Source organism: Allobosea sp. 05T439 (assembly GCF_056396005.1).
Genome location: NZ_JBFTKP010000024.1, coordinates 42,592 through 61,333, shown reverse-complemented (window position 1 = coordinate 61,333; position 18,742 = coordinate 42,592). Strand labels below are relative to the sequence as shown.

The following is an 18,742-nucleotide window of genomic DNA, read 5'->3' as shown; positions in this document are numbered from 1 at the left end:
TCAGGCGACGCCGTTAAGGGCGCACAGATGCTCCATGCGGCGTGCGGCAAGCTCCGGCTCGACGAAGAGCCCGGACTGGTCGGCGAGGCGGAAGAGATCCGCATAGTGCAGGATGCCACGGGCGGATTCGGCGCCGCCGACCATCCGAAAATGTTTCTGGAAGCCATTCAGCCAGGCGAGGAAAACCACCCCGCATTTGTAGTGCTGTGTCGGGGCCTCGAAGAGCCGGCGAGAGAGCGCGACTGTCGGGTCGAGGATAGCGTGGAAGCCGGCTTTGTCACCAGCTTCCAACCTGGCGAAGGCGGCTGCCGCAGCCGGCGCAATCGGATCGAAGATGCCAAGCAGCCCGTGCGAGAAGCCCTGCTCATCGCCGGCGATCAGTTCGGCATAATTGAAGTCGTCGCCCGTATACATGACGACGCCTTCGGGCAGGAGGCGCCGCATCTCGATCTCCTTGCCGGCGTCGAGCAGCGAGACCTTGATGCCGTCGATCTTGGCCGCGTGCTCGCGGATCAAGGTTAGCACCGTCTCCATGGATTGCCGGAAGTCGCGGCTGCCCCAGTAGCCTTCGAGCGCGGGGTCGAACATCTCGCCGAGCCAGTGCAGGATCACCTTGCCGCGGCACTGGCCGATCAGACGGCTGTAGACCGCGTGGTAATCGTCTGGGCTTTTCGCGACGCGGCAGAGCGCGCGGCTCGCCATCAGGATGATCTTGCCACCGTGCTTCTCGACATGGCCGATCTGTTCCTCATAGGCGCGTAACACGTCGTCGAGGCTGCGCGCCGCGTGCGGATCCAGTTGGTCGGTGCCGGCGCCGCAGGCGAGATCGGCGCCGGGCGTCGCCTTGGCTTCAGCGAGAACGCAGGTGATCAGCTCAGCCGCATTCGGCCAATCCAGCCCCATGCCGCGCTGGGATGTGTCCATCGCCTCCGCAACCTTGAAGCCGAGGCCCCAAAGATGGTGGCGGAAAGCCAGAGTGGCGTCCCAGTCCACCGCCGCGACGCGCCAGGGCTCCTGCAGCTTCAGCGGGTCGGCCACGACATGGGCTGCCGCATAGACGGTGCGAACCCCGTTTGCGGAAGCGGTGCGGGGATAAGGGGAGGGTGCCGCCAACGGGTAGCGCTCGCTGCTGCCGTCCGCACGGGGCAGGGAAATTTCAGCCATCGCTTCCTCCGGAAGTGCAGTTTAGTGGAACGTTCCATTTCATGAACGCCTCAATAACCTTATATAGGTGCATAAAATCATTTGAAAGAGGGTGATTGCCTCACTCGCGCAAGTATGATAATGGAACGTTCCATAATAAGAAGTGACGCAGACGGTTCAGGGATGAAACGATGCCGAAGTCGAAAAGCGGCAAGCGAAAGGTGACGATCATCGAGATCGCGGACGCCGCCGGCGTCTCGAAATCGACGGTCTCGCTCGTCCTGACCGGGCGCGGCACCGTCAAGCGCGAGACTCGGCAGCAGGTTCTGCAGACGATGGACCAGCTGGGCTATGTCTACAACCGCGGCGCTGCCAACCTCCGAAATGCGCAATCCCGCATCGTGGGCCTGGTCCTCAACGACCTCTCGAACCCATTCTTCGCCGAATTTGCGATTGGCGTCGAAAAGGTCCTGCAGATGGCAGGTTATGTCGCCTTCATGGCCAACACAGCCGAAAGCGTGGTGCGTCAGGACCAGGTGATGCGGATGATGCGCGAGCATGGTGCTGGCGGCATCATCCTTTGTCCGGCGCTGGACACGCGGTCTGAGCATCTCGATTGGGTCAAAGCAGCCGATACTGCGCTCGTGGTGGCGATCCGGCGCCTTCCGGGCGCCGAGGTAAGCCACGTCGTGCCGGAAAACGTCGCCGGGGCCAGCCGGATCACCCGCCATCTCATCAATCTTGACCATGAGCGCATCGCCTATCTCGGCGGCATGCATTCGATGGTCGTCCGACAGGAGCGGCACGGCGGCTTTCTCGCGGCTATGGAGGCGGCCGGCCGCAAAGTTGATCCAACCCTCAACCTTGAAAGTATGCCGACACGCGACGGGGGCTTCGGTGCAATGAGCGCTGTACTATCGCTAAATGATCGGCCTACAGCGGTGGTCTGCTACAACGATGTCGTCGCAATCGGCGCGATGCTCGCCGCGGCGCGGCACGGTCTCGTTGTCGGGCGCGACATCGCGATCGTCGGTTTCGACGACACCAGCGAGGCGCGTCATGTCTCGCCAGCACTGACCACCGTCGCTGTTGATCCCGTCGGGCTCGGCGAGCGCGCCGCCGCGCTGCTGCTGAAGCAGATCGCCGATTCAGCCGCGGAATCGGAGAGCTACATAGGCCCCGCCAACCTCGTCATCCGAGAATCCTGTGGCGCCTATCAGCGCGCACTGGCCGCCGCCGGCTGACAATTCACATCCAGAGACAAAACCATGGCCTTTCCTCGCATTCTCTCCGCTGACGAAGCCGCGGCCCTAATCCCGGACGAGGCGATTGTCACTGTCTCCTCGTCGTCCGGTCTGGGTTGTCCCGACGCCGTGCTGGCGGCAATCGGCCGACGCTTCGACGCCTGCGGCCATCCGCGCAATCTCACGACCCTGCATCCGATCGCAGCCGGCGACATGTGGGGCATCAAGGGCATCGACCATCTGGCGAAGTCGGGCCTACTGGCGCGGATTATGGGTGGCTCCTATCCGTCCGGCCCGTCCTCGGCCGAGCCACCGGAAATCTGGAAGATGGTCACAGGCGACCAGATACCGGCCTACAACATCCCGAGCGGCATACTGTTCGACATGCATCGCGAGGCCGCCGCCAAGCGGCCGGGCGTGCTGACCAAGATCGGCATGGACACTTTCGTCGATCCCAGGCATCAGGGCTGTGCCATGAATGCGCGCGCCGCGGCTGAGCCGATCGTCAGCCGCGTCGATTTCGATGGCGACGACTGGCTTTATTTCCGGAGCATCGTACCTCAGGTCGCGATCATCCGCGCCACGACCGCCGACGAACGCGGCAACCTCTCCTACGAGCATGAGGGAGGCCTGCTCGGCCCGCTCGATCAAGCGCTGGCGGTTCGCAACAATGGCGGCATTGTCATTGCACAAGTGAAGCGCGTGGTCGCCGCCGGCAGCCTTAAGACGCAAGCCGTCTTCGTGCCCGGCATTTTGGTCGACGCAATCGTTGTCGCGCCCGAGCAGATGCAGACGACGCAGACGGCCTATGATCCGGCGATCTCGGGCGAGGTGTCGCGGCCCCTGTCGAGCTTCGAGACGCCGGCCTTCGACGTCGCCAAGGTCATCGCGCGGCGCGTGGCGCAGGAACTGCGCCACGGCGATGCGGTCAATATCGGCTTCGGCATCTCAGCAAACGTCCCGCGCATCCTGATCGAGGAGGGGCAGCACGGCGCGGTGACTTGGGTGATCGAGCAGGGCGCCGTCGGCGGCGTGCCGTTGCTCGAGTTCCAGTTTGGCTGCGCTTCCAATGCGGAGGCGATCGTGCCGTCGCCCTACCAGTTCACCTACTTCCAGGGGGCGGGCTTCGACATGTCGCTGCTCTCCTTCCTGCAGATCGACCGGCAGGGCTGTGTCAACGTCTCCAAGCTCGGGGTCAGGCCGCATGTCACGGCCGGCGCAGGCGGCTTCATCGACATTACCGCCCGGGCCAAGCGCATCGTCTTCTCCGGCTATTTTAGCGCCGCGGCCAAGCTCGCGATCGCCGATGGCAAGCTGGTTATCGAGAAGGAGGGGAGGGTGAAGAAGCTCGTCGAGGCCGTCGAACACATCTCCTTCTCAGGGCCGCGCGCAGTCGCACAGGGGCAGGAGGTGACCTACATCACGGAACGCTGTGTGATGAGGCTGACGCCGGAGGGGATCGTCATCACGGAGATCGCGCCCGGCGTGGATCTGGAGCGTGACATCCTCGCCCAGGGCGAGTTTCCGCTTCTGGTGCCGCGGCCGCCAAAGCTGATGGATGCGGCCTTGTTCGACGAGGCGTTGATCGGCCTTGAAGTTCCAATGAGGGCAGCATGAGCGACTCCGTCCGCCTCGACATCGCCTCCGGCATCGCGACGATCACGCTCGCCAGGCCAGAAAAGCTCAATGCGCTCGACGACGTCATGGTTGGGCTGCTCGGCAGCTTMGCCGATAGGATCGATGCCAATCGAACGGTGCGCGCGGTGATCCTTACGGGTGAAGGCAAGGCCTTCTGCGCCGGCGGCGACATTGTCGCCTGGGGCGAGCTTTCGGCACTGGAGATGGGGCAGGGCTGGGTGCGTTCTGGCCACCGTGTCTTCGACAAGCTCGCGCGGATGAAACCGCCGGTTATCGCCGCCATGAACGGCCACGCGCTCGGCGGCGGGCTGGAGCTCGCCGTTACCGCTGATATCCGAATCTGTGAAGCTCAGGCCAAGATTGGCCTGCCCGAGAGCGGCCTCGGTATGATTCCGGGCTGGTCAGGCACCCAACGCCTGGTCAAGCGCCTGGGCGGGCGTGTCGCGCGTCGCCTTGCCCTGACGGGCGAGGTCGTCACCGCCGAGACAGCGCTTGCTCTCGGCATCGTCGATCAGGTCGTGGAGAAGGGTGGGGCGCTCGCGGCCGCGACAGCGATGGCCGAGCGCGTCGCCGCCCGTGGTCCGGTCGCGAACATCATCGTCAAGCAGTTGATCAACGCCGCGGAAGACGAGGACCGGGCAGCGATCATGGAGACGCTGGCGAGCTCGCTCGTCTCCTATACTGATGACGTCAGGGAAGGTGTCGCCGCCTTCCAGGAAAAGCGCACACCGCTCTACCGAGGGGAATAAGATGACCCGCCCCGTCGCACTAATTACCGGCGCAAGGCGCGGCATCGGCTGCGCGATCGGTGTCGCGCTCGCCAGGGTAGGCCATGACATCGCCTTCACCGACGTTGTCGAGGACGAGGCGGTCGCCGTGGCGCTGAAGCTCTTCGAGGAGGCCGGCGCCGCGGCGCGGTTCTTCAAGCATGACGTCGCCGCAGTCGAAAGCCATGCTGCCCTAAACGCGGATGTGAAGCGGGCTTTCGGCCGGCTCGATCTCTTTGTCTCGAATGCCGGGATCGGCGCGCCGGTTCGCGGTGACATGCTGGAGATTACGCCGGAAAGCTTCGACGTCGTCATGGATGTCAACCTGCGCGGCGCCGCCTTCCTGAGCCAGGAAGTCGCCAAGGCGATGCTCGCGGAAAAGGCAGAGCGGCCGGTGATCGTCTTCATCACGTCGGCCAGCACGGAGCTGGTTTCGATCGACCGGGCGCAATATTGCGTCTCGAAGCTCGGTCTCTCGATGTGGGCGAAGGCGCTCGCGGTCAGGCTCGCGCCCGAAGGCATCCCGGTCTTCGAGGTCCGACCGGGCGTGATCCGCACCGACATGACCGCGAAGGTCGCGGCCAAATACGATGCCCGTATCGCGGACGGCATGATACCAGCCGGGCGCTGGGGCGAGGGCGAGGACGTGGCGCGTTGCGTGGTCGGTCTGGCGAGCGGCAATTTCGCCTACGCGACGGGCACAGTGATCAATGCTGATGGTGGATTGATGATCCCGCGTCTGTAATTGGCGCAATGGTTGTAAGACAAAGAGCCGATATCGAACCGGCCGGTGAGGGCATAGGAGGAGACGGATGGCTGGACGCTTGGTCACCCGCCGCATCGGGTGTTTTGCATGAGCTATGAATTCGATTTCGCCGACGTCTTCGCGGCGTGGCCAGAGTTACTGCAGGGACTGATCAACACGCTCGTGCTCTCGGCACTTGCAATGGCGATCGGCATGGTCGTTTCGGTCGCGGGGGCGCTCGGCAAGACTTCGGGTCCGCGATGGCTACGCTGGCTCATCGACGAATATATCGAGCTGATCCGGAATACGCCGTTCCTGATTCAGATCTTCATGATCTATTTCGGTCTGCCTACGCTCGGCATCAAACTCTCATCGAACGAGGCGGCGCTCATCGCGCTCGTCGTCAATGTCGGCGCCTACGGCATCGAGATTATCCGCGCTGGCATCGAGAGCATTCACAAGGGCCAGGTCGAGGCCGGCAAGTCGCTCGGCATGCGGCCGCTGCAAATCTTTCGCTACATCGTCCTCAAGCCGGCGATCCAGGCGGTCTATCCCTCGCTGACCAGCCAGTTCATCCTGCTGATGCTAAATTCGAGCGTCTGCTCCGCGATCGCGGCGAGCGAGCTCACGGCGGTCGCGGGCGATATCCAGTCGCGCACCTTCCGCAGCTTCGAGGTCTATTTCGTTGTGACCTGCATCTATTTCGGCCTGTCGCTGTTCTTCTGGAGCGCCTTCGCCGGAATCGAGCGCACCCTCCTGCGCAAGCCAACCCGGTAGGTTTCAGACGATGCGCACACTCGGACCTAACGAGATCCTCTACATCATCGCCGCGGTGCGCTGGACGCTGCTGCTCTCGGTCGTTGCCTTTGTCGGCGGCGCGATTGGCGGCGCCCTTGTCGCGCTCGCTCGAACTAGTGAGTTCAAATGGCTCAGGCTGGTCGCGAACGGCTATATCAAGGTCTTCCAGGGCACGCCGCTGTTGATGCAGCTCTTCCTCGCGTTCTTCGTGCCCGGTCTGTTTGGCTGGTCAGTCGATCCCTGGACCGCAGCCGCGATCGGCTTGTCGCTGCATGCCAGCGCCTTCCTGGGCGAGATTTGGCGCGGCGCTATTGAGGTCGTGCCGCGCGGGCAATGGGAGGCGGCGACCTCGCTCGGTCTGCGCTACTGGCCGAAGATGGCGCTGGTCGTCGTGCCACAAGCGGTCAGAATCTCCATTCCGCCAACGATTGGCTTCCTCGTTCAGCTGATTAAGGGCACTTCGCTCGCCTCGATCATCGGCTTCGTCGAACTGACGCGGGCGGCGCAGGTGATTAACAACGCCACCTTCCGGCCCTTTACCATCTTCGCGCTCGTCGCGTTGATCTACTACCTGATCTGCCGGCCGCTATCGGCCTACAGCAAGCGAATGGAGCAAAAGCTCCTGGTCGCCGCGCGCTAAGCGCGGCGACGCAAGGCCTACCAAGTCCACCCGAGGAGAAACGTCCCATGTCACTGTTCAAGTCCATCCTGCGCCGCAGCCTCGGCGCGCTGCTTCTCGCCGGCGTCGCCGCCGCAACTCTCGGCGCCGCCCCGGCGAGCGCAGCCACGCCCGAGGAGATCAAGGCGCGCGGCAAGCTGCTGGTTGGCGTACTGACCGACTATCCGCCTTTCGGCGGCACCGACGCCCAGCAGCAGCCGGCCGGATACGACGCCGACGTCGCCAAGCTGATGGCCAAGGCGCTTGGCGTGCAGCTCGAACTCGTCCCGGTCACCGGGCCAAACCGCATACCCTATCTGCTGACCAACAAAATTGACGTGCTGATTGCCACGTTCGGCATCACCGCCGAGCGCTCAAAGCAGGTGCTATTCTCCAATCCCTACAGCACACTCACCATTTACGTGCTGGGTCCCAAGAGCCTGAACATCAAGACCCCGGAGGACCTGAAGCCGGTGACGATCAGTGTCGCGCGCGCCTCGACGCAGGACACGGCCATCAGCGCGATCGCGCCGCAGGGCACGCCACTCAAGCGCTTCGACGACGATGCCACGGCGCTGCAGGCCCTGATCTCGGGTCAGGTCCAGGCCATGGGCGCGAGTAACACCATCCTCGCGCAACTCAACAAGGACTATCCACAGCTCAACATGGAGCCGAAGCTGACCCTGCGCGAGCAGGCCAATGGCATGGCCTTTCGCAAGGCCKACACTGCGCTCGCCGAGTTCGCCAACAAATTCATCGCCGATATCGAGAAGAACGGCGAACTCAGCGCCATCAACCAGCGCTGGTTCGGCATTCCGTTGAACAAGCTTCCGCCGATGCCGACATTCTGAGAACCTGCCCAAACGCGTGACATGGCGCGTCCGGTCTCGGGTCGGGCGCGCCAAATTCTCTGGTCAAAACGAGATGAAGCTCATGACGATGCCCGCAACAGAGAAGACCGGCGCGTCCCGCACCGCGGGCGACGTTATGATCGAGATGCGCAAGGTCGACAAATTCTATGGCGACTTCCAGGTTCTGCGGAACATCGACCTGACGGTCAACCGCGGCGAGCGCATCGTCATTTGTGGACCCTCGGGCTCTGGCAAGTCGACCCTGATCCGCTGTCTCAACCAGCTCGAGGAACACCAGAGCGGCGAGATTATCATTGATGGCACGAGCGTACACGCGCATCTGCGCGGCATCGAGAACATCCGCCGCGAGATCGGCATGGTGTTCCAGAGCTTCAACCTGTTCGGGCATCTGACGGTGTTGGAAAATTGCACGCTAGCGCCAATGAAGGTGCGCGGGATCAGGAGGCCGGAGGCCGAGGCGAACGCTCGCATCATCTTGGAGCGCGTCCATATCCCCGAGCAGGCCGCGAAATACCCGATCCAGCTCTCGGGTGGCCAGCAACAACGCGTTGCAATCGCGCGGTCGTTATGCATGAACCCGAGGATCATGTTGTTCGACGAGCCTACTTCGGCGCTCGATCCGGAGATGGTCAGCGAGGTCCTCGACGTCATGGTAGAACTCGCCGAAAGCGGCATGACCATGATCTGCGTCACTCATGAGATGGGTTTCGCCCGCAAGGTTGCTGACCGGATAATCTTCATGGATGCAGGCGAGATCGTCGAGGTCGCGCCGCCTGCAGAATTTTTCTCAACACCTCGAAATGAACGCACGCGACAATTTCTCGGCCAGATTCTTCATTCTAATCAGCACTGACTTCCGCTGAGGGCGATCTCTCGCCTGGCAGCTTCACCTCGGGAGAGGCTCGGTGCTTGAGGGGGAGGCAACTAATGGGGAACGTGCTGGAGCCCCAATTGCTAGATTGGGCTGGCCCGCGCTTTAAGTGGGCGATGATTATCCGTCGACAGCGCGCTTGCACTTGTAGTCTCTTGGCGTTCCAGTTCGACTACCCGTCAGCTCCGGCCACAACACGGTGCTCACATGTCCCGGACCGTCCCGCCGGGGCAGCGGCGCATCGTCCCGGAGTTGCTCATCGCTCAGCGAGCGCAGGATCTTCTTGGTTCGAGCGCGCCGTGCATATCGGTGTGCCAAGCTAGACTGGAACACCGCCTTGCTGGTCAATGGCTCGACCAGTTCGCCCGTGAAACCGTTCATTTGAGGCAAGGTGGAGAGCCTTTCCGACATCGCTCGCCTCCCAAGAATTTTTGGCGGGGGAGCGAGGCTAGGTGAACTACTGATGCCGCGGCGTGATCGGAACCGATGATACGGGCACCAATTGTTTGGGTGACAATCGGTCGAAGGTTCAGTGTCCATCCTGGATCGCTATCGGGGACCATGATCCGTCCGCTCTGAGATCCCCGAGTCGAGGGTTCGCGCGTTTGAGACGAAGATCGTCAACTCATCTTACGAATATCTGGCGGCTTTGGCCGAAGGAACAGCCGCCTATCGTTGCCTAGGACGTCCACCAGCGCGAGCCGACAACTGGCACTAATTATGTCAAATACGGCTCCTCCGTCTAAACGCGTGCTCGGTGCTGCGGTGCCGCTGATCGTAAAGCCGGCGTTGAAGCGGGCTCTTGTCCCCCCGCGTGTGCGAAGACAGCCACGACAAACAGGGCCGTAAGCCCGATAAGGGCATAAAGCATGGCATGACGCTCGTTTCCCCAGACCCAAAGCAACATAAGCCGCGGAGCAATGATCTCGCGAATCAAACCCACTGCCAAGCGGAAATGACCGCATCGATAGAGCCGCGATGGAAAATAAACTGAAGTTTGGAGCCGGCAAGTATACTTATACGGCTTCGATCACAAGGCGCCAATCGGGGACTGATAAGGCCTCGTGAAGCACTGCTCTGAGCACCGTGTTACGATAACAGCGGCATCGGAAGCTGAAGCCCTTCGATCAAGGCATTGCGGAACACTTCAATCGGCCGCGCGAGCCTGCCTGCCGGGGGGCGGTGCAGCAACCAAGCGCGCACTTGCGGCTTGAAGTTTGGGCAGTCGATGACCTCAACTCCCTCGCGCCAGCGGCCGTCGGCGAAGGCGGCCGGGGTGACTATGCCGATGCCGTGGCCGCGCGCCACCAGCGACATTCTGAGATCGACACTGAGAGCCTCCACCCCAACTTGGAAAGGCAGCCGCGCCGCCTCGAAGCTCTGGCGGATATAGGCACGAAAGCCACAGCCATTTTCGTTCATCACCCAGGGAAATTGCGACAGCGTGGCAAGGTCGGCTTCCCGCGGTACACCAAGGTCGGATGACGCAACCAGCAGCACTGTTTGCGCGCCGAGATCGTCGCAGATCAGTTCCTGCGGCGGCGCCAAACCCTCCGCGAGACACACCGCCACTGCGTCGAGCTCGCTGCGCGCCACCTGCTCGACCAGCCTTGGCGACCAGCCGGAGGTGATGCGTAAAGTCAGTTGCGGGAACGCGGCGCGCAGGCCATCGAGCGGCATCGCCAGCGCGGCATCGGAGAGATAGGGCATAATGCCCAGCCGGAACTCGCCCCTGACCTCGCCCTCTGGCGACACGCCGGCCTTCAAATCCTCAAGCGAACGTAGCACGCGCCGGCCATGTTCATAGGCTTCACGGCCGGAGGCTGTCGGCTTCAGCGGCTTCGACTGGCGGTCGAGCAACGCCGTTGCCAGCGCGTCCTCAAGGTTCTGGATGCGGCGGGTTACACCCGGCTGGGTAAGATTAAGTCTCGCTGACGCACCGACGATCGAACCGGTTTCCACCACGGCGATAAAGGCTTCGAGGTCATGAATGTTCATAATAGACCMGCATAATCATTATCGAATTTATTGAATTGTAGCATGGTGACGGTTTCGCATAAAAGCAAAAAACGATATGCGGAATGTTGAGGATCGACCATGCGAGGAACGAAAGACGGACAAATGACGCATTTGCCGGCCGCCACAATTACCGGCCCGCAGACTGTGCTATTTGCCACCGCTGTCGGCATCATCGTCACCAATCTGTTCGCGCCGCAGACATTAGTTGGCCTAATCGGGTCATCGTTCGGCGCCGATGCCGCAGGCTTCGGCCTCGTMGCCATGGCCACCCTGCTTGGCTATGCCGCCGGCCTATTCTTCCTCGTGCCGCTCGCCGATCTCGCCGAGAATCGCGCCCTAATCCTGCGTATGTTGATCGCGGCAGCAATGGCCGCTGGTATTGCCACACTCGCACCTACGGCAAGCGCGCTGCTGATAGTGCTGTTCGTCCTGGGCGCCGCCTGTTCCGCGATTCAGATCCTTGTGCCGATCGCCGCATCCATGGCCCCACCTGGACAGGATGGTCGCGTTATCGGCGACGTCATGAGCGGGTTGATGGTCGGCATCCTGCTGGCGCGTCCGCTGGCCAGCCTGGTCGCCGATGCTTGGGGCTGGCGAGCCTTCTATGGCCTCAGCGCGGCTTCTCTGATTCTGCTCGCCTGCGTCCTCGCTTTCAGCTTGCCGCGACGGCTCCCGGTAGCGAGAACATCCTATGGCGCGCTGATCGCCTCGCTGCTCGGCCTTTTGCGCGACGAACCGATGCTTCGACGGCGCGCCCTGACAGCGGCGCTGGTAATGGCGGCGTTCAGCTTGTTCTGGACGGCGGTGGCATTGCGCCTTGCACAGTCGCCCTTCGACCTCGGCCAGCGCGGCATTGCGCTGTTTGCGTTGGCGGGCGCCGGAGGTGCTGCAGTCACGCCGCTGTTCGGCCGCGCTGGAGATCGTGGTTTGACGCGCTCCGCCACTCTCGCCTGCCACCTCGTGCTGATCGGCGCGATGGCGCTGTCGGCGTGGGCAGGCTCCGCCGCAGCCGCGACCGCAACCGGATGGGTTCCGTTGGGGCTAATGGTCGTCAGCGCCGTGCTGCTCGACATCGGCGTAATCGGCGACCAAACGCTCGGCCGCCGCGCCATCAACCTACTACAGCCCAAGGCGCGCGGACGCTTAAATGGGCTGTTCGTGGGCATTTTCTTCATCGGTGGCGCCACCGGATCGTTGCTGGCCGGCATCGCTTGGGCCTGGAATGGCTGGCCAGCTGTCTGCTCCGCCGGCGCTGCATTCGGCCTCGCAGCTCTGCTGGTCGACTGGATCGGCGGCCCGGAGTAAGGACTGGTCCGCTGGCCCTGCTGTCGGCCCTGGCTGCGCCGAATTGCCTGGTCACCGCACACTATGCTGGCTCGCCCCCTGATGATCCGTTATCATCCACGAGCATGCCACTCCCTGGGGGCAGGCCTTCGCCAGAGTCCTTTCCCGGACCACGCTGCTTTCGGCGCCCAAGGCAGTTTTCTGAATAGCGCGCTCGGCTGGCGCAGCGCATTCCGGCGCAGCGTGGAGACCACCAGGCAATCCCTTCAGAGAGCGACATGCCTCAGACTCGAAGCCGCGCAGAGCAGGAGGTTATCATGCTCGTTCGTGACGCTATGACCGCACATGCAGAATGGATCTCTCCGGACATCTCGCTGACCGAGGTCGCGCGCAAGATGCGCGACGCGAAAATCGGGTGCCTTCCGGTGGGAGAAAATGATCGCCTTATCGGAATGATCACGGACAGAGACCTTCCTGCCGTGGCTGCGCCGAAGGGGCCGATCCCAACACTACAAAGGCGAGAAAGGTCATGACGGCGGGCATCACCTGGTGCTTCGAGGACGATGACGTCAGGGATGCGACGCGCCGCATGGCGGAGGAGCAAATCCATCATGTTCCGGTGATGAACAGAGAGAAACGGATGATCGGTATCCTCTCCCTGTCGGATTTGGCGCTGAGAGCGCCGATGGACCTGTTCGCTGAGGTATCGCAGCTTGTTGCACGCGACGCATCGCGTCACGCCTCGGCGCCTTGGCCCACTAGCTTCCATGGGGCCTGATCGCGACGACAGTCAGGGTGAGCAGCGCGAGATCGCGCAAGCGGGCTTTCTCGCGCGAAGGCGAATTGGCGCCTGCGCTCATCCTGATGATGGGGGGCGGCATCCGACTCTGCCGATCGTCGACACAGCCCGGAACGGCCTGTCGGCGCGCTCACGATGCTGCTTCTGTTAATGCTCGTGACGCCCGATATGTGCGAGGAGTTGTTTACTGCGCCGATAAACAGCATGCGCGGAAGCGGCACTTGAGGCTGACTTCACTGCACGGGACGGCGACCACAAGTTGGATGACGACGAGGAAGACGACGACGACTATTGTCGTTGACTAGCGTCGCGCCTTGAACCGCCAATCGCCATGGGTCGCTGGGCGATGGCATGACCAGTGGGGCAATTCCGAAGGAATCCGGCATTGTCATCTACCTCTCGACTTGAGGACATCCGACCATGGCCCATTGGAACGGGAATATGCCGGAGACTCCGAAGAAGGTGGCCTGGTACGAGACCAGCGTCGATGGCGTCAGCCTTTGGCACACCGACCCGAATGATCAGCCGGACAAGGCTTGGTTTGTAATCAGGCCGAGCCGGTTTTCCGCGGGGAGCTTTATCGGCACCGATCAGGAAAACCGTCGGGCGGTCTGCGCCGAGGACAGCGTCGAGGAGGCCAAGGCCGCCGCGCTGCTCTGGCTTGAGCGGCTATTGAACAAAGACGACATCCCGGACGAGGACGAGGAAGACCCGGCCGAGCGCTACGCCCACCGTCACGAACACGGGCACGACGCCGACGACTGAGCGCCCGTGCCATCTACAGAACCCGTGCTTGCACTGGTAGGCGAGCGGCTGGCGCAGTCTAGGTCAATCACCATGCAGCATCGCGGCGTCGCTGGTCGCGGCCCACTGCACCTACGCCGCCCCGGGGGCCTGCCGTCCGCGTTATCTGCGCACTATAGGTCGAGATCCTGGCGATCCGCAGCATAGCGGCTATGGTTTTCCTATGCTTCGACCGCTTGCTCAGCTGCTTCCGCGGCGAGACCTTGCTTACGCAAATCACGGGCGCCGGTAGCTGGCATCATTCGCACGATGATCGCATAGGTTGCTCGCTGCCCGGATGCAGGACGTTCAGTTCCGTCGGCAGAAATCAGCAAATATTTGGCGCGATATCGCATTCTATATCAGATTGTATCCGCTAATTCGGGCAAGTTGACCGAATGACTTGTTGAGTATAGCCCGAAACGTTTTTGCTGCATCACCTCTGGTAATCGGCGCTAGATACGCACTGAKGAATGAGCCAATGCCTGATAATGTGTCCAAGCAGAATCTTGATAACCAGATTGCGGTCGTCCGAAGAAATATAGCCGATCTGATGGAACGAGCCACCGCAACCACTGGATCTGCTGCGGAAGAAGCAATCGCGAACAGGATCAACCATCAACAAGAGCTGCTGAACCAGCTGCTGAAACAGCGCGAGGCGATGGAATAAGGCGTTCCTTGCGCTGGGGCGAATAGGCCGCCGAAGCCGAAAAATGCCGTCTGACCGAAGTCTTCAGGAGAAATCGGCGCTTGCACGGAGGCGGACGAAGAGTTCGTCGGCGCGGGAGAACATTGCCTTTGGCAGGCCCGAGGCATCGGGCCCAGAGATCGAACAAGCGGCTCGCGAAGCGGTCGCCGACGAATTCATCGCCAGACTCGAGTAGGGGCTCGAGGCACAGCTAGGCGAGCGCGGCGTTATGCTGTCCGGCGGCCAGCCGTTCGGGCCAGGAATAAAGCCTTTCAGGCTCAGTTACGTCGGATGATGGCTTGGTTCGTATGACGACGAGTTGCCGGCCGATCGCGTAAATCGCGCTGCCCGAAAGCCACCGCAATCCATGGTGATCGTGAAGTCTGATTCGCAAGTTGGTCTGGGTTTCAGATCGCGAGTTCGTGCAGGAGGGGCAGCTTTRCAAGGTGAGAAAGGTTTCGAGATCACGAATGACGAGGATCGCAGCCTTGCAGTAAAGCGGGCCGCGGCGCTGCTTCGCTATGAGCCGGGCGGCGACGGAGAGCGAGAGCTCCTTGTCCTTACGGACGCAATCGCAGAGTATGACATGAGGGATTTTGAGAAGGCCCCGCGCTCGCGTCCTAGCGATGACCCCGCCTTTTCTCCTGGCTGACCTCAACCCAACTCGACCATCTCTACCCAATCCGGGCTGTTCCCCACCATGGCTCGGTCGGTAACACTGAGCCCGCCGCTCTCGTCGATCACATAAACTGTAGCGTGGTTGGTCGACTGTCCTAATGCCACCAGGTAGCGCCCGGTGGGGTCGATGCCGAAGCCGCGCGGCTGCGTCTCGGTAGGGATGTGCTGCAACAATCGCAATTTGCCATCTACCTCGACCGCGAAGCTCGCCAATATCGAGCTGTTCCGCTCAGAGGCATAGAGAAAGCGGCCGTCCGGCGTAATCTGGATATCAGCGCCCCAGGGCTTTGCTCTGAAGCCGACAGGCAGCATGTTGACGACCTGCTTGGTGTTGAGTGCGCCGTGTTCCGGATCGTAGTCGAAGACCGTGACCGAAGCATCGAGCTCGCCAAGTAGGTACACGGTCTTGCCGGCGGGACCGAAGATGAAATGGCGCGGCCCGGTGCCTTTCGGTAGGGCGGTCGTCCGTGGTTGCGCCAGCGTCCCGGCAACCTGGTCGAAATCGAAGCTGTAGACCACGTCGCCGCCCAGACTTGTCGCCAAAACATGCCGGTCGGATCGGTCGCCCATGATGCCATGGGCGTTCGGCGCAGTTGGAATACGCTGCGCTACCGGCTGCGCGACGCCGTCGGTCGCGATCGGACTTACCGTGACGACATTTCCGTCATAGGAAGCGCCGAACAGGAAGCGTCCGCTGAGATCGGTGCGAATATAGGCGACGCTCTCCGCCATCGCGGCAAAGCCAAGTTCAGACAGCGCACCGGTGGCCCGGTCGATTCGGAAGGTTGCGACGCCGCGTGGCGCCCCACGCATGGCGGCGTAGAGGAACTCTCGACCCGGCGACAGTGCTAACGGCAGCGAGCGGCCGGGTTCCGTCACGCCTGGGAAGGGCATGCGCTGGATCGGGCTCAGCGTACCGCTTTTGCCAGAGAGCCGCAGCACACTGATAGCACCGGCCAATCCATTGCCAATATAAACGGCGAGATCGGCCTGTTCTCTGGCATGATGAGGCGACATGCACGGCTCCTATTGCTTCCCGGAGGCCCGACCAAATCAGGACTTACTTGATGATTATGGGGCTGCTCTAACCCTCAGGGCATCCCAGCCCGAGGCAGATCCGACCTTGATCAACTTAGAGCAGGGGACGTCTAGCTGCGAGGCCTCGCAGGAGCGGCCAGCGCCTGCGCCACGGCCGCGAATGGCGCCGTGCTCGGCAAAGACCATCCTCTTATAGGCATGGACATCGCCGAGCCCGACTAGATGCCGGCGGGGGACGGCGTATTCGCCGAGATAGCTGCCGGAATCCGACATTGCCATTAGGCATAAGCCGTCGAGCCATCCGGGCGGCACGGGACCTTCCGCTCCCAATGAACGTAGTCCTCCTTGGCCAGGACATTCATGTCCATCTCGACCCCCCAGCCCGGGCGATCGGGCCGCAATTGCAGATAGCCATCCCTTGGCAGATAGGGGTCCTTGACGTACCAGGCCCCCTGCGAGCGATCGGGCTGGGCAATGGCGTCGCCGCTGCCGTCGCCAAAGGCATAGTTGGGGCCGTGCGGCAGCCGGTATTCCAGAATCCGGAAATTGKGCTGCGCAGCCGAGAAATGCAGGTTCACGGCGGTGGCCAGCGGCCCCATCGGGTTGTGGGGCGCGATGGTCACGTAGTGTGCCTCGGCAATCGCGGCGATCTTGCGCATCTCCAGCAGACCGCCAACGACGCAAATATCGGGTTGGATGATGTCGCAGCCCTTGACCGAGAGCAGCCGCAGGAACTCGAAACGGCTGTACAAAGACTCGCCCGTCGCCAGCGTGCAGGCGAGGCCGCGCTTCAGCTCGCCCCAGGCTTCGAAGTTTTCGGGCCGGAGCGGTTCCTCAAAGAAGAGCGGATCGTAGGGGGCAAGCGCGTTACCGAGCTGCATCGCCTGCCCGACTTCGAAGATCTTGGCATGAGCGTCAAAGGCGATCTCATAGTCCGAACGCACGGTCTCGCGCAGATTGCGAAAATACTCGGCGCTGGTTCGCACGACCTCGCCCCAGCGATGCGCGTGCATGTCGATCCGATAGGGACTGAGCTTGAACGCCGTCAGCCCCCACTGCTCGTTCAGCGCGTTGAGTTCGTCGCGCGCAATGGCCGGGTCTGGGGCGGTGTAGACACCGGCATAGACACGCACCTTGTCGCGCACATTGCCGCCAAGCAGCATGTAGACCGGCACGCCAAGAGCCTTGGCCGAGATGTCCCAAAGGCAATGGTCGATGGCCGATATCGCCGCCAGCCCGAGTGCGCCTGGCGGAAAGCGGCTCTGCTGGAGCAGGTAGAGGATCAGGTACTCGATCCGTCGCGGGTCTTGCCCGCGGATAAACTCGAACAGGTAGTCGAGCAGAGGCAATAGCGCCCGGTCAGGCCCGTGATTGTAGCACTCGCCCCAGCCGGTCAATCCGTCATCGGTGTCGATGGCGACAACTACACGGGGACGATCCTTGTCGCGCGACATATAAGCCCGCAAGCGCTCGATCTTCATAGGCTCAGTCCTTGAAATAGACGCCGCGCTTCCAGCGCGACTGCACGTAGACATGCTCGCGGAAAGTTCCCTCGGCATAGGAGCCGGCCCCCTCCGTCACGGGGATCGAGACATTCATCTCGCTGGGCCATTGCGCGACGAAATCCTCGTCGATCTCGACACCGAGACCGGGGCGGTCGGGGACGTCGAGATAGCCGTCGCGCGAGACTGGGTGCGGGATCACCGTCTTGGCGCGGCCGTCCCAGTCATCCTCGATGCGCTCGAGGATGAGGCCATTCGGGCAGCTTGCGAGGAGATGCAGGGCAGCATATTCCGCGACCGGCCCGAGCGAGCCGGAATGTGGCGCAAGCATGATGTGATGCGCCTCTGCCATTGCCGCGATCTTCTTCATCTGGGTTATCCCGCCGGCTCGGCCGGTGTCCGGCTGGACCACGTCGATCAGGTCGCGCTCGATCAGCTCGCGTTCACCGAAGATGGTCGCCATCCGCTCACCGGCCGCCAGCGTCACCGAGGAATGGTTGCGTATGCGGGCGTAGCCGTCGAGATTATCGGGCGCGATCGGGTCCTCGACCCACATCATCTTGTAGGGCTCAAGCGCCCGGCACACCTGCGTCGCATCGGCCGGTGTCAGCCATGGTGGGCCATGCAGGTCGATGGCGATGTCCATCTCCGCGCCGACCGCCTCACGCAGCGCCGCGACCTTCCTGACGGGATCGGAGACGCCGCCGCATTTCAACGCGGTAACGCCGCGCTGCTTCAGCGACAACGCCGCCTCCGGAGTGTTGGCATGGCCGTAGATACGGATCCTGTCGCGTAGTTTGCCGCCGAGTAGGTTCCAGACCGGCGTATCCAGCGCCTTGCCCTTGATGTCCCACAACGCCATGTCGATACCGGTCATGGCGCCTGCGCCGACCACGCCGGTCATGCCGTGGCCCATGATCGCGATCTGCATCTTCTGCCAGAGCCGCTCGATATGGGTCGGATCCTCGCCGACGAGCAGCGCTTTCAGGTCCTCGACCGCCGTCCTGATGACGCGCGGCCAGCCGGAGCATTCGCCGATGCCGGTGATGCCTTCGTCGGTGACGACCTTGACGAAGAGCCAGTTGCGGCTGCCGGTGAGGTTCTTCGAGAATTGCTGGGATCCGAACGAGCCGTCCGCGGCCCAGTTCTTCAGGCTGGGGGCGCCCGCATGCATCAGGAAGGTCTTGATGTCGACGATCTTCATGGGGCTGATCC

At 62.4% G+C, this 18,742-nt stretch carries 18 protein-coding genes; 13 read left to right on the top strand and 5 right to left on the bottom strand.

Going from position 1 to position 18,742, the window contains the following annotated elements; genetic code table 11:
* Positions 1-1,164 carry a dihydrodipicolinate synthase family protein gene (locus AC1DIO_RS23700; protein ID WP_476854171.1) on the bottom strand — a complete coding sequence of 388 codons (1,164 nt, stop codon included), beginning with the start codon at positions 1,162-1,164 and terminating at the stop codon, positions 1-3.
* A gap of 170 nt (positions 1,165-1,334) precedes the next feature.
* Between AC1DIO_RS23700 and AC1DIO_RS23695 the strand changes: the two genes are divergently transcribed.
* The 8 genes from AC1DIO_RS23695 (at position 1,335) to AC1DIO_RS23660 (ending at position 8,718) form a co-directional block, all read left to right on the top strand.
* On the top strand, positions 1,335-2,387 hold the full coding sequence (locus tag AC1DIO_RS23695; RefSeq protein WP_441508103.1) for a LacI family DNA-binding transcriptional regulator: 1,053 nt from the start codon (positions 1,335-1,337) through the stop codon (positions 2,385-2,387).
* A 24-nt stretch (positions 2,388-2,411) separates the two neighbouring features.
* Positions 2,412-4,004, top strand: coding sequence for an acyl CoA:acetate/3-ketoacid CoA transferase (locus AC1DIO_RS23690; RefSeq protein ID WP_476832977.1), 1,593 nt, complete (start codon positions 2,412-2,414; stop codon positions 4,002-4,004).
* The gene (locus AC1DIO_RS23685) at positions 4,001-4,774 is read left to right on the top strand and encodes an enoyl-CoA hydratase/isomerase family protein (protein ID WP_476854170.1); all 774 of its coding nucleotides are present in this window, start codon (positions 4,001-4,003) and stop codon (positions 4,772-4,774) included. The genes AC1DIO_RS23690 and AC1DIO_RS23685 overlap by 4 nt, the downstream gene beginning before the upstream one ends.
* A 1-nt stretch (position 4,775) precedes the next feature.
* Positions 4,776-5,537 (top strand): 3-ketoacyl-ACP reductase, encoded by a 762-nt coding sequence (locus tag AC1DIO_RS23680; RefSeq protein WP_476832976.1) that lies wholly within the window; start codon positions 4,776-4,778, stop codon positions 5,535-5,537.
* Between the two features lie 108 nt (positions 5,538-5,645).
* Positions 5,646-6,314 (top strand): amino acid ABC transporter permease, encoded by a 669-nt coding sequence (locus AC1DIO_RS23675; RefSeq protein WP_441492612.1) that lies wholly within the window; start codon positions 5,646-5,648, stop codon positions 6,312-6,314.
* Positions 6,315-6,324: 10 nt separating this feature from the next.
* Positions 6,325-6,975 (top strand): amino acid ABC transporter permease, encoded by a 651-nt coding sequence (locus AC1DIO_RS23670; protein WP_441492613.1) that lies wholly within the window; start codon positions 6,325-6,327, stop codon positions 6,973-6,975.
* A 47-nt stretch (positions 6,976-7,022) separates the two neighbouring features.
* Positions 7,023-7,844 (top strand): transporter substrate-binding domain-containing protein, encoded by an 822-nt coding sequence (locus AC1DIO_RS23665; protein ID WP_476854169.1) that lies wholly within the window; start codon positions 7,023-7,025, stop codon positions 7,842-7,844.
* 82 nt (positions 7,845-7,926) lie between these two features.
* A complete protein-coding gene (locus AC1DIO_RS23660; RefSeq protein WP_441508106.1) occupies positions 7,927-8,718 on the top strand; it encodes an amino acid ABC transporter ATP-binding protein in 792 nt (263 codons plus the stop codon).
* Between the two features lie 1,107 nt (positions 8,719-9,825).
* Here the strand turns inward: AC1DIO_RS23660 and AC1DIO_RS23655 are convergent.
* Positions 9,826-10,734, bottom strand: a complete 909-nt coding sequence (locus tag AC1DIO_RS23655) for a LysR family transcriptional regulator (RefSeq protein ID WP_441509163.1) — start codon at positions 10,732-10,734, stop codon at positions 9,826-9,828.
* 99 nt (positions 10,735-10,833) lie between these two features.
* Between AC1DIO_RS23655 and AC1DIO_RS23650 the strand changes: the two genes are divergently transcribed.
* From AC1DIO_RS23650 to AC1DIO_RS23630, 5 genes are all read left to right on the top strand, one after another.
* Positions 10,834-12,060 carry an MFS transporter gene (locus tag AC1DIO_RS23650; protein WP_476854168.1) on the top strand — a complete coding sequence of 409 codons (1,227 nt, stop codon included), beginning with the start codon at positions 10,834-10,836 and terminating at the stop codon, positions 12,058-12,060.
* Between the two features lie 296 nt (positions 12,061-12,356).
* Positions 12,357-12,572 (top strand): CBS domain-containing protein, encoded by a 216-nt coding sequence (locus AC1DIO_RS23645; RefSeq protein WP_476769206.1) that lies wholly within the window; start codon positions 12,357-12,359, stop codon positions 12,570-12,572.
* Positions 12,569-12,817: a CBS domain-containing protein gene (locus tag AC1DIO_RS23640; protein ID WP_476769207.1), complete on the top strand. Its 249-nt coding sequence runs from the start codon at positions 12,569-12,571 to the stop codon at positions 12,815-12,817. Before AC1DIO_RS23645 ends, AC1DIO_RS23640 begins: the two co-directional genes overlap by 4 nt.
* A gap of 441 nt (positions 12,818-13,258) precedes the next feature.
* Positions 13,259-13,603 (top strand): hypothetical protein, encoded by a 345-nt coding sequence (locus AC1DIO_RS23635; RefSeq protein WP_476769208.1) that lies wholly within the window; start codon positions 13,259-13,261, stop codon positions 13,601-13,603.
* A 499-nt stretch (positions 13,604-14,102) separates the two neighbouring features.
* On the top strand, positions 14,103-14,291 hold the full coding sequence (locus AC1DIO_RS23630; protein ID WP_476769209.1) for a hypothetical protein: 189 nt from the start codon (positions 14,103-14,105) through the stop codon (positions 14,289-14,291).
* A gap of 672 nt (positions 14,292-14,963) precedes the next feature.
* On the opposite strand, the gene AC1DIO_RS23625 is transcribed toward AC1DIO_RS23630, so the two are convergent.
* The 3 genes from AC1DIO_RS23625 to AC1DIO_RS23615 all read right to left on the bottom strand — a co-directional run bounded on the left by AC1DIO_RS23625 (position 14,964) and on the right by AC1DIO_RS23615 (position 18,731).
* Positions 14,964-16,004 carry a lactonase family protein gene (locus AC1DIO_RS23625; protein ID WP_476854167.1) on the bottom strand — a complete coding sequence of 347 codons (1,041 nt, stop codon included), beginning with the start codon at positions 16,002-16,004 and terminating at the stop codon, positions 14,964-14,966.
* A gap of 299 nt (positions 16,005-16,303) precedes the next feature.
* Complete coding sequence (locus tag AC1DIO_RS23620) at positions 16,304-17,506, bottom strand: mandelate racemase/muconate lactonizing enzyme family protein (RefSeq protein WP_476854166.1); 1,203 nt, start codon at positions 17,504-17,506, stop codon at positions 16,304-16,306.
* Between the two features lie 4 nt (positions 17,507-17,510).
* The gene (locus tag AC1DIO_RS23615) at positions 17,511-18,731 is read right to left on the bottom strand and encodes a mandelate racemase/muconate lactonizing enzyme family protein (RefSeq protein ID WP_476854165.1); all 1,221 of its coding nucleotides are present in this window, start codon (positions 18,729-18,731) and stop codon (positions 17,511-17,513) included.
* Positions 18,732-18,742: the final 11 nt, after the last annotated feature.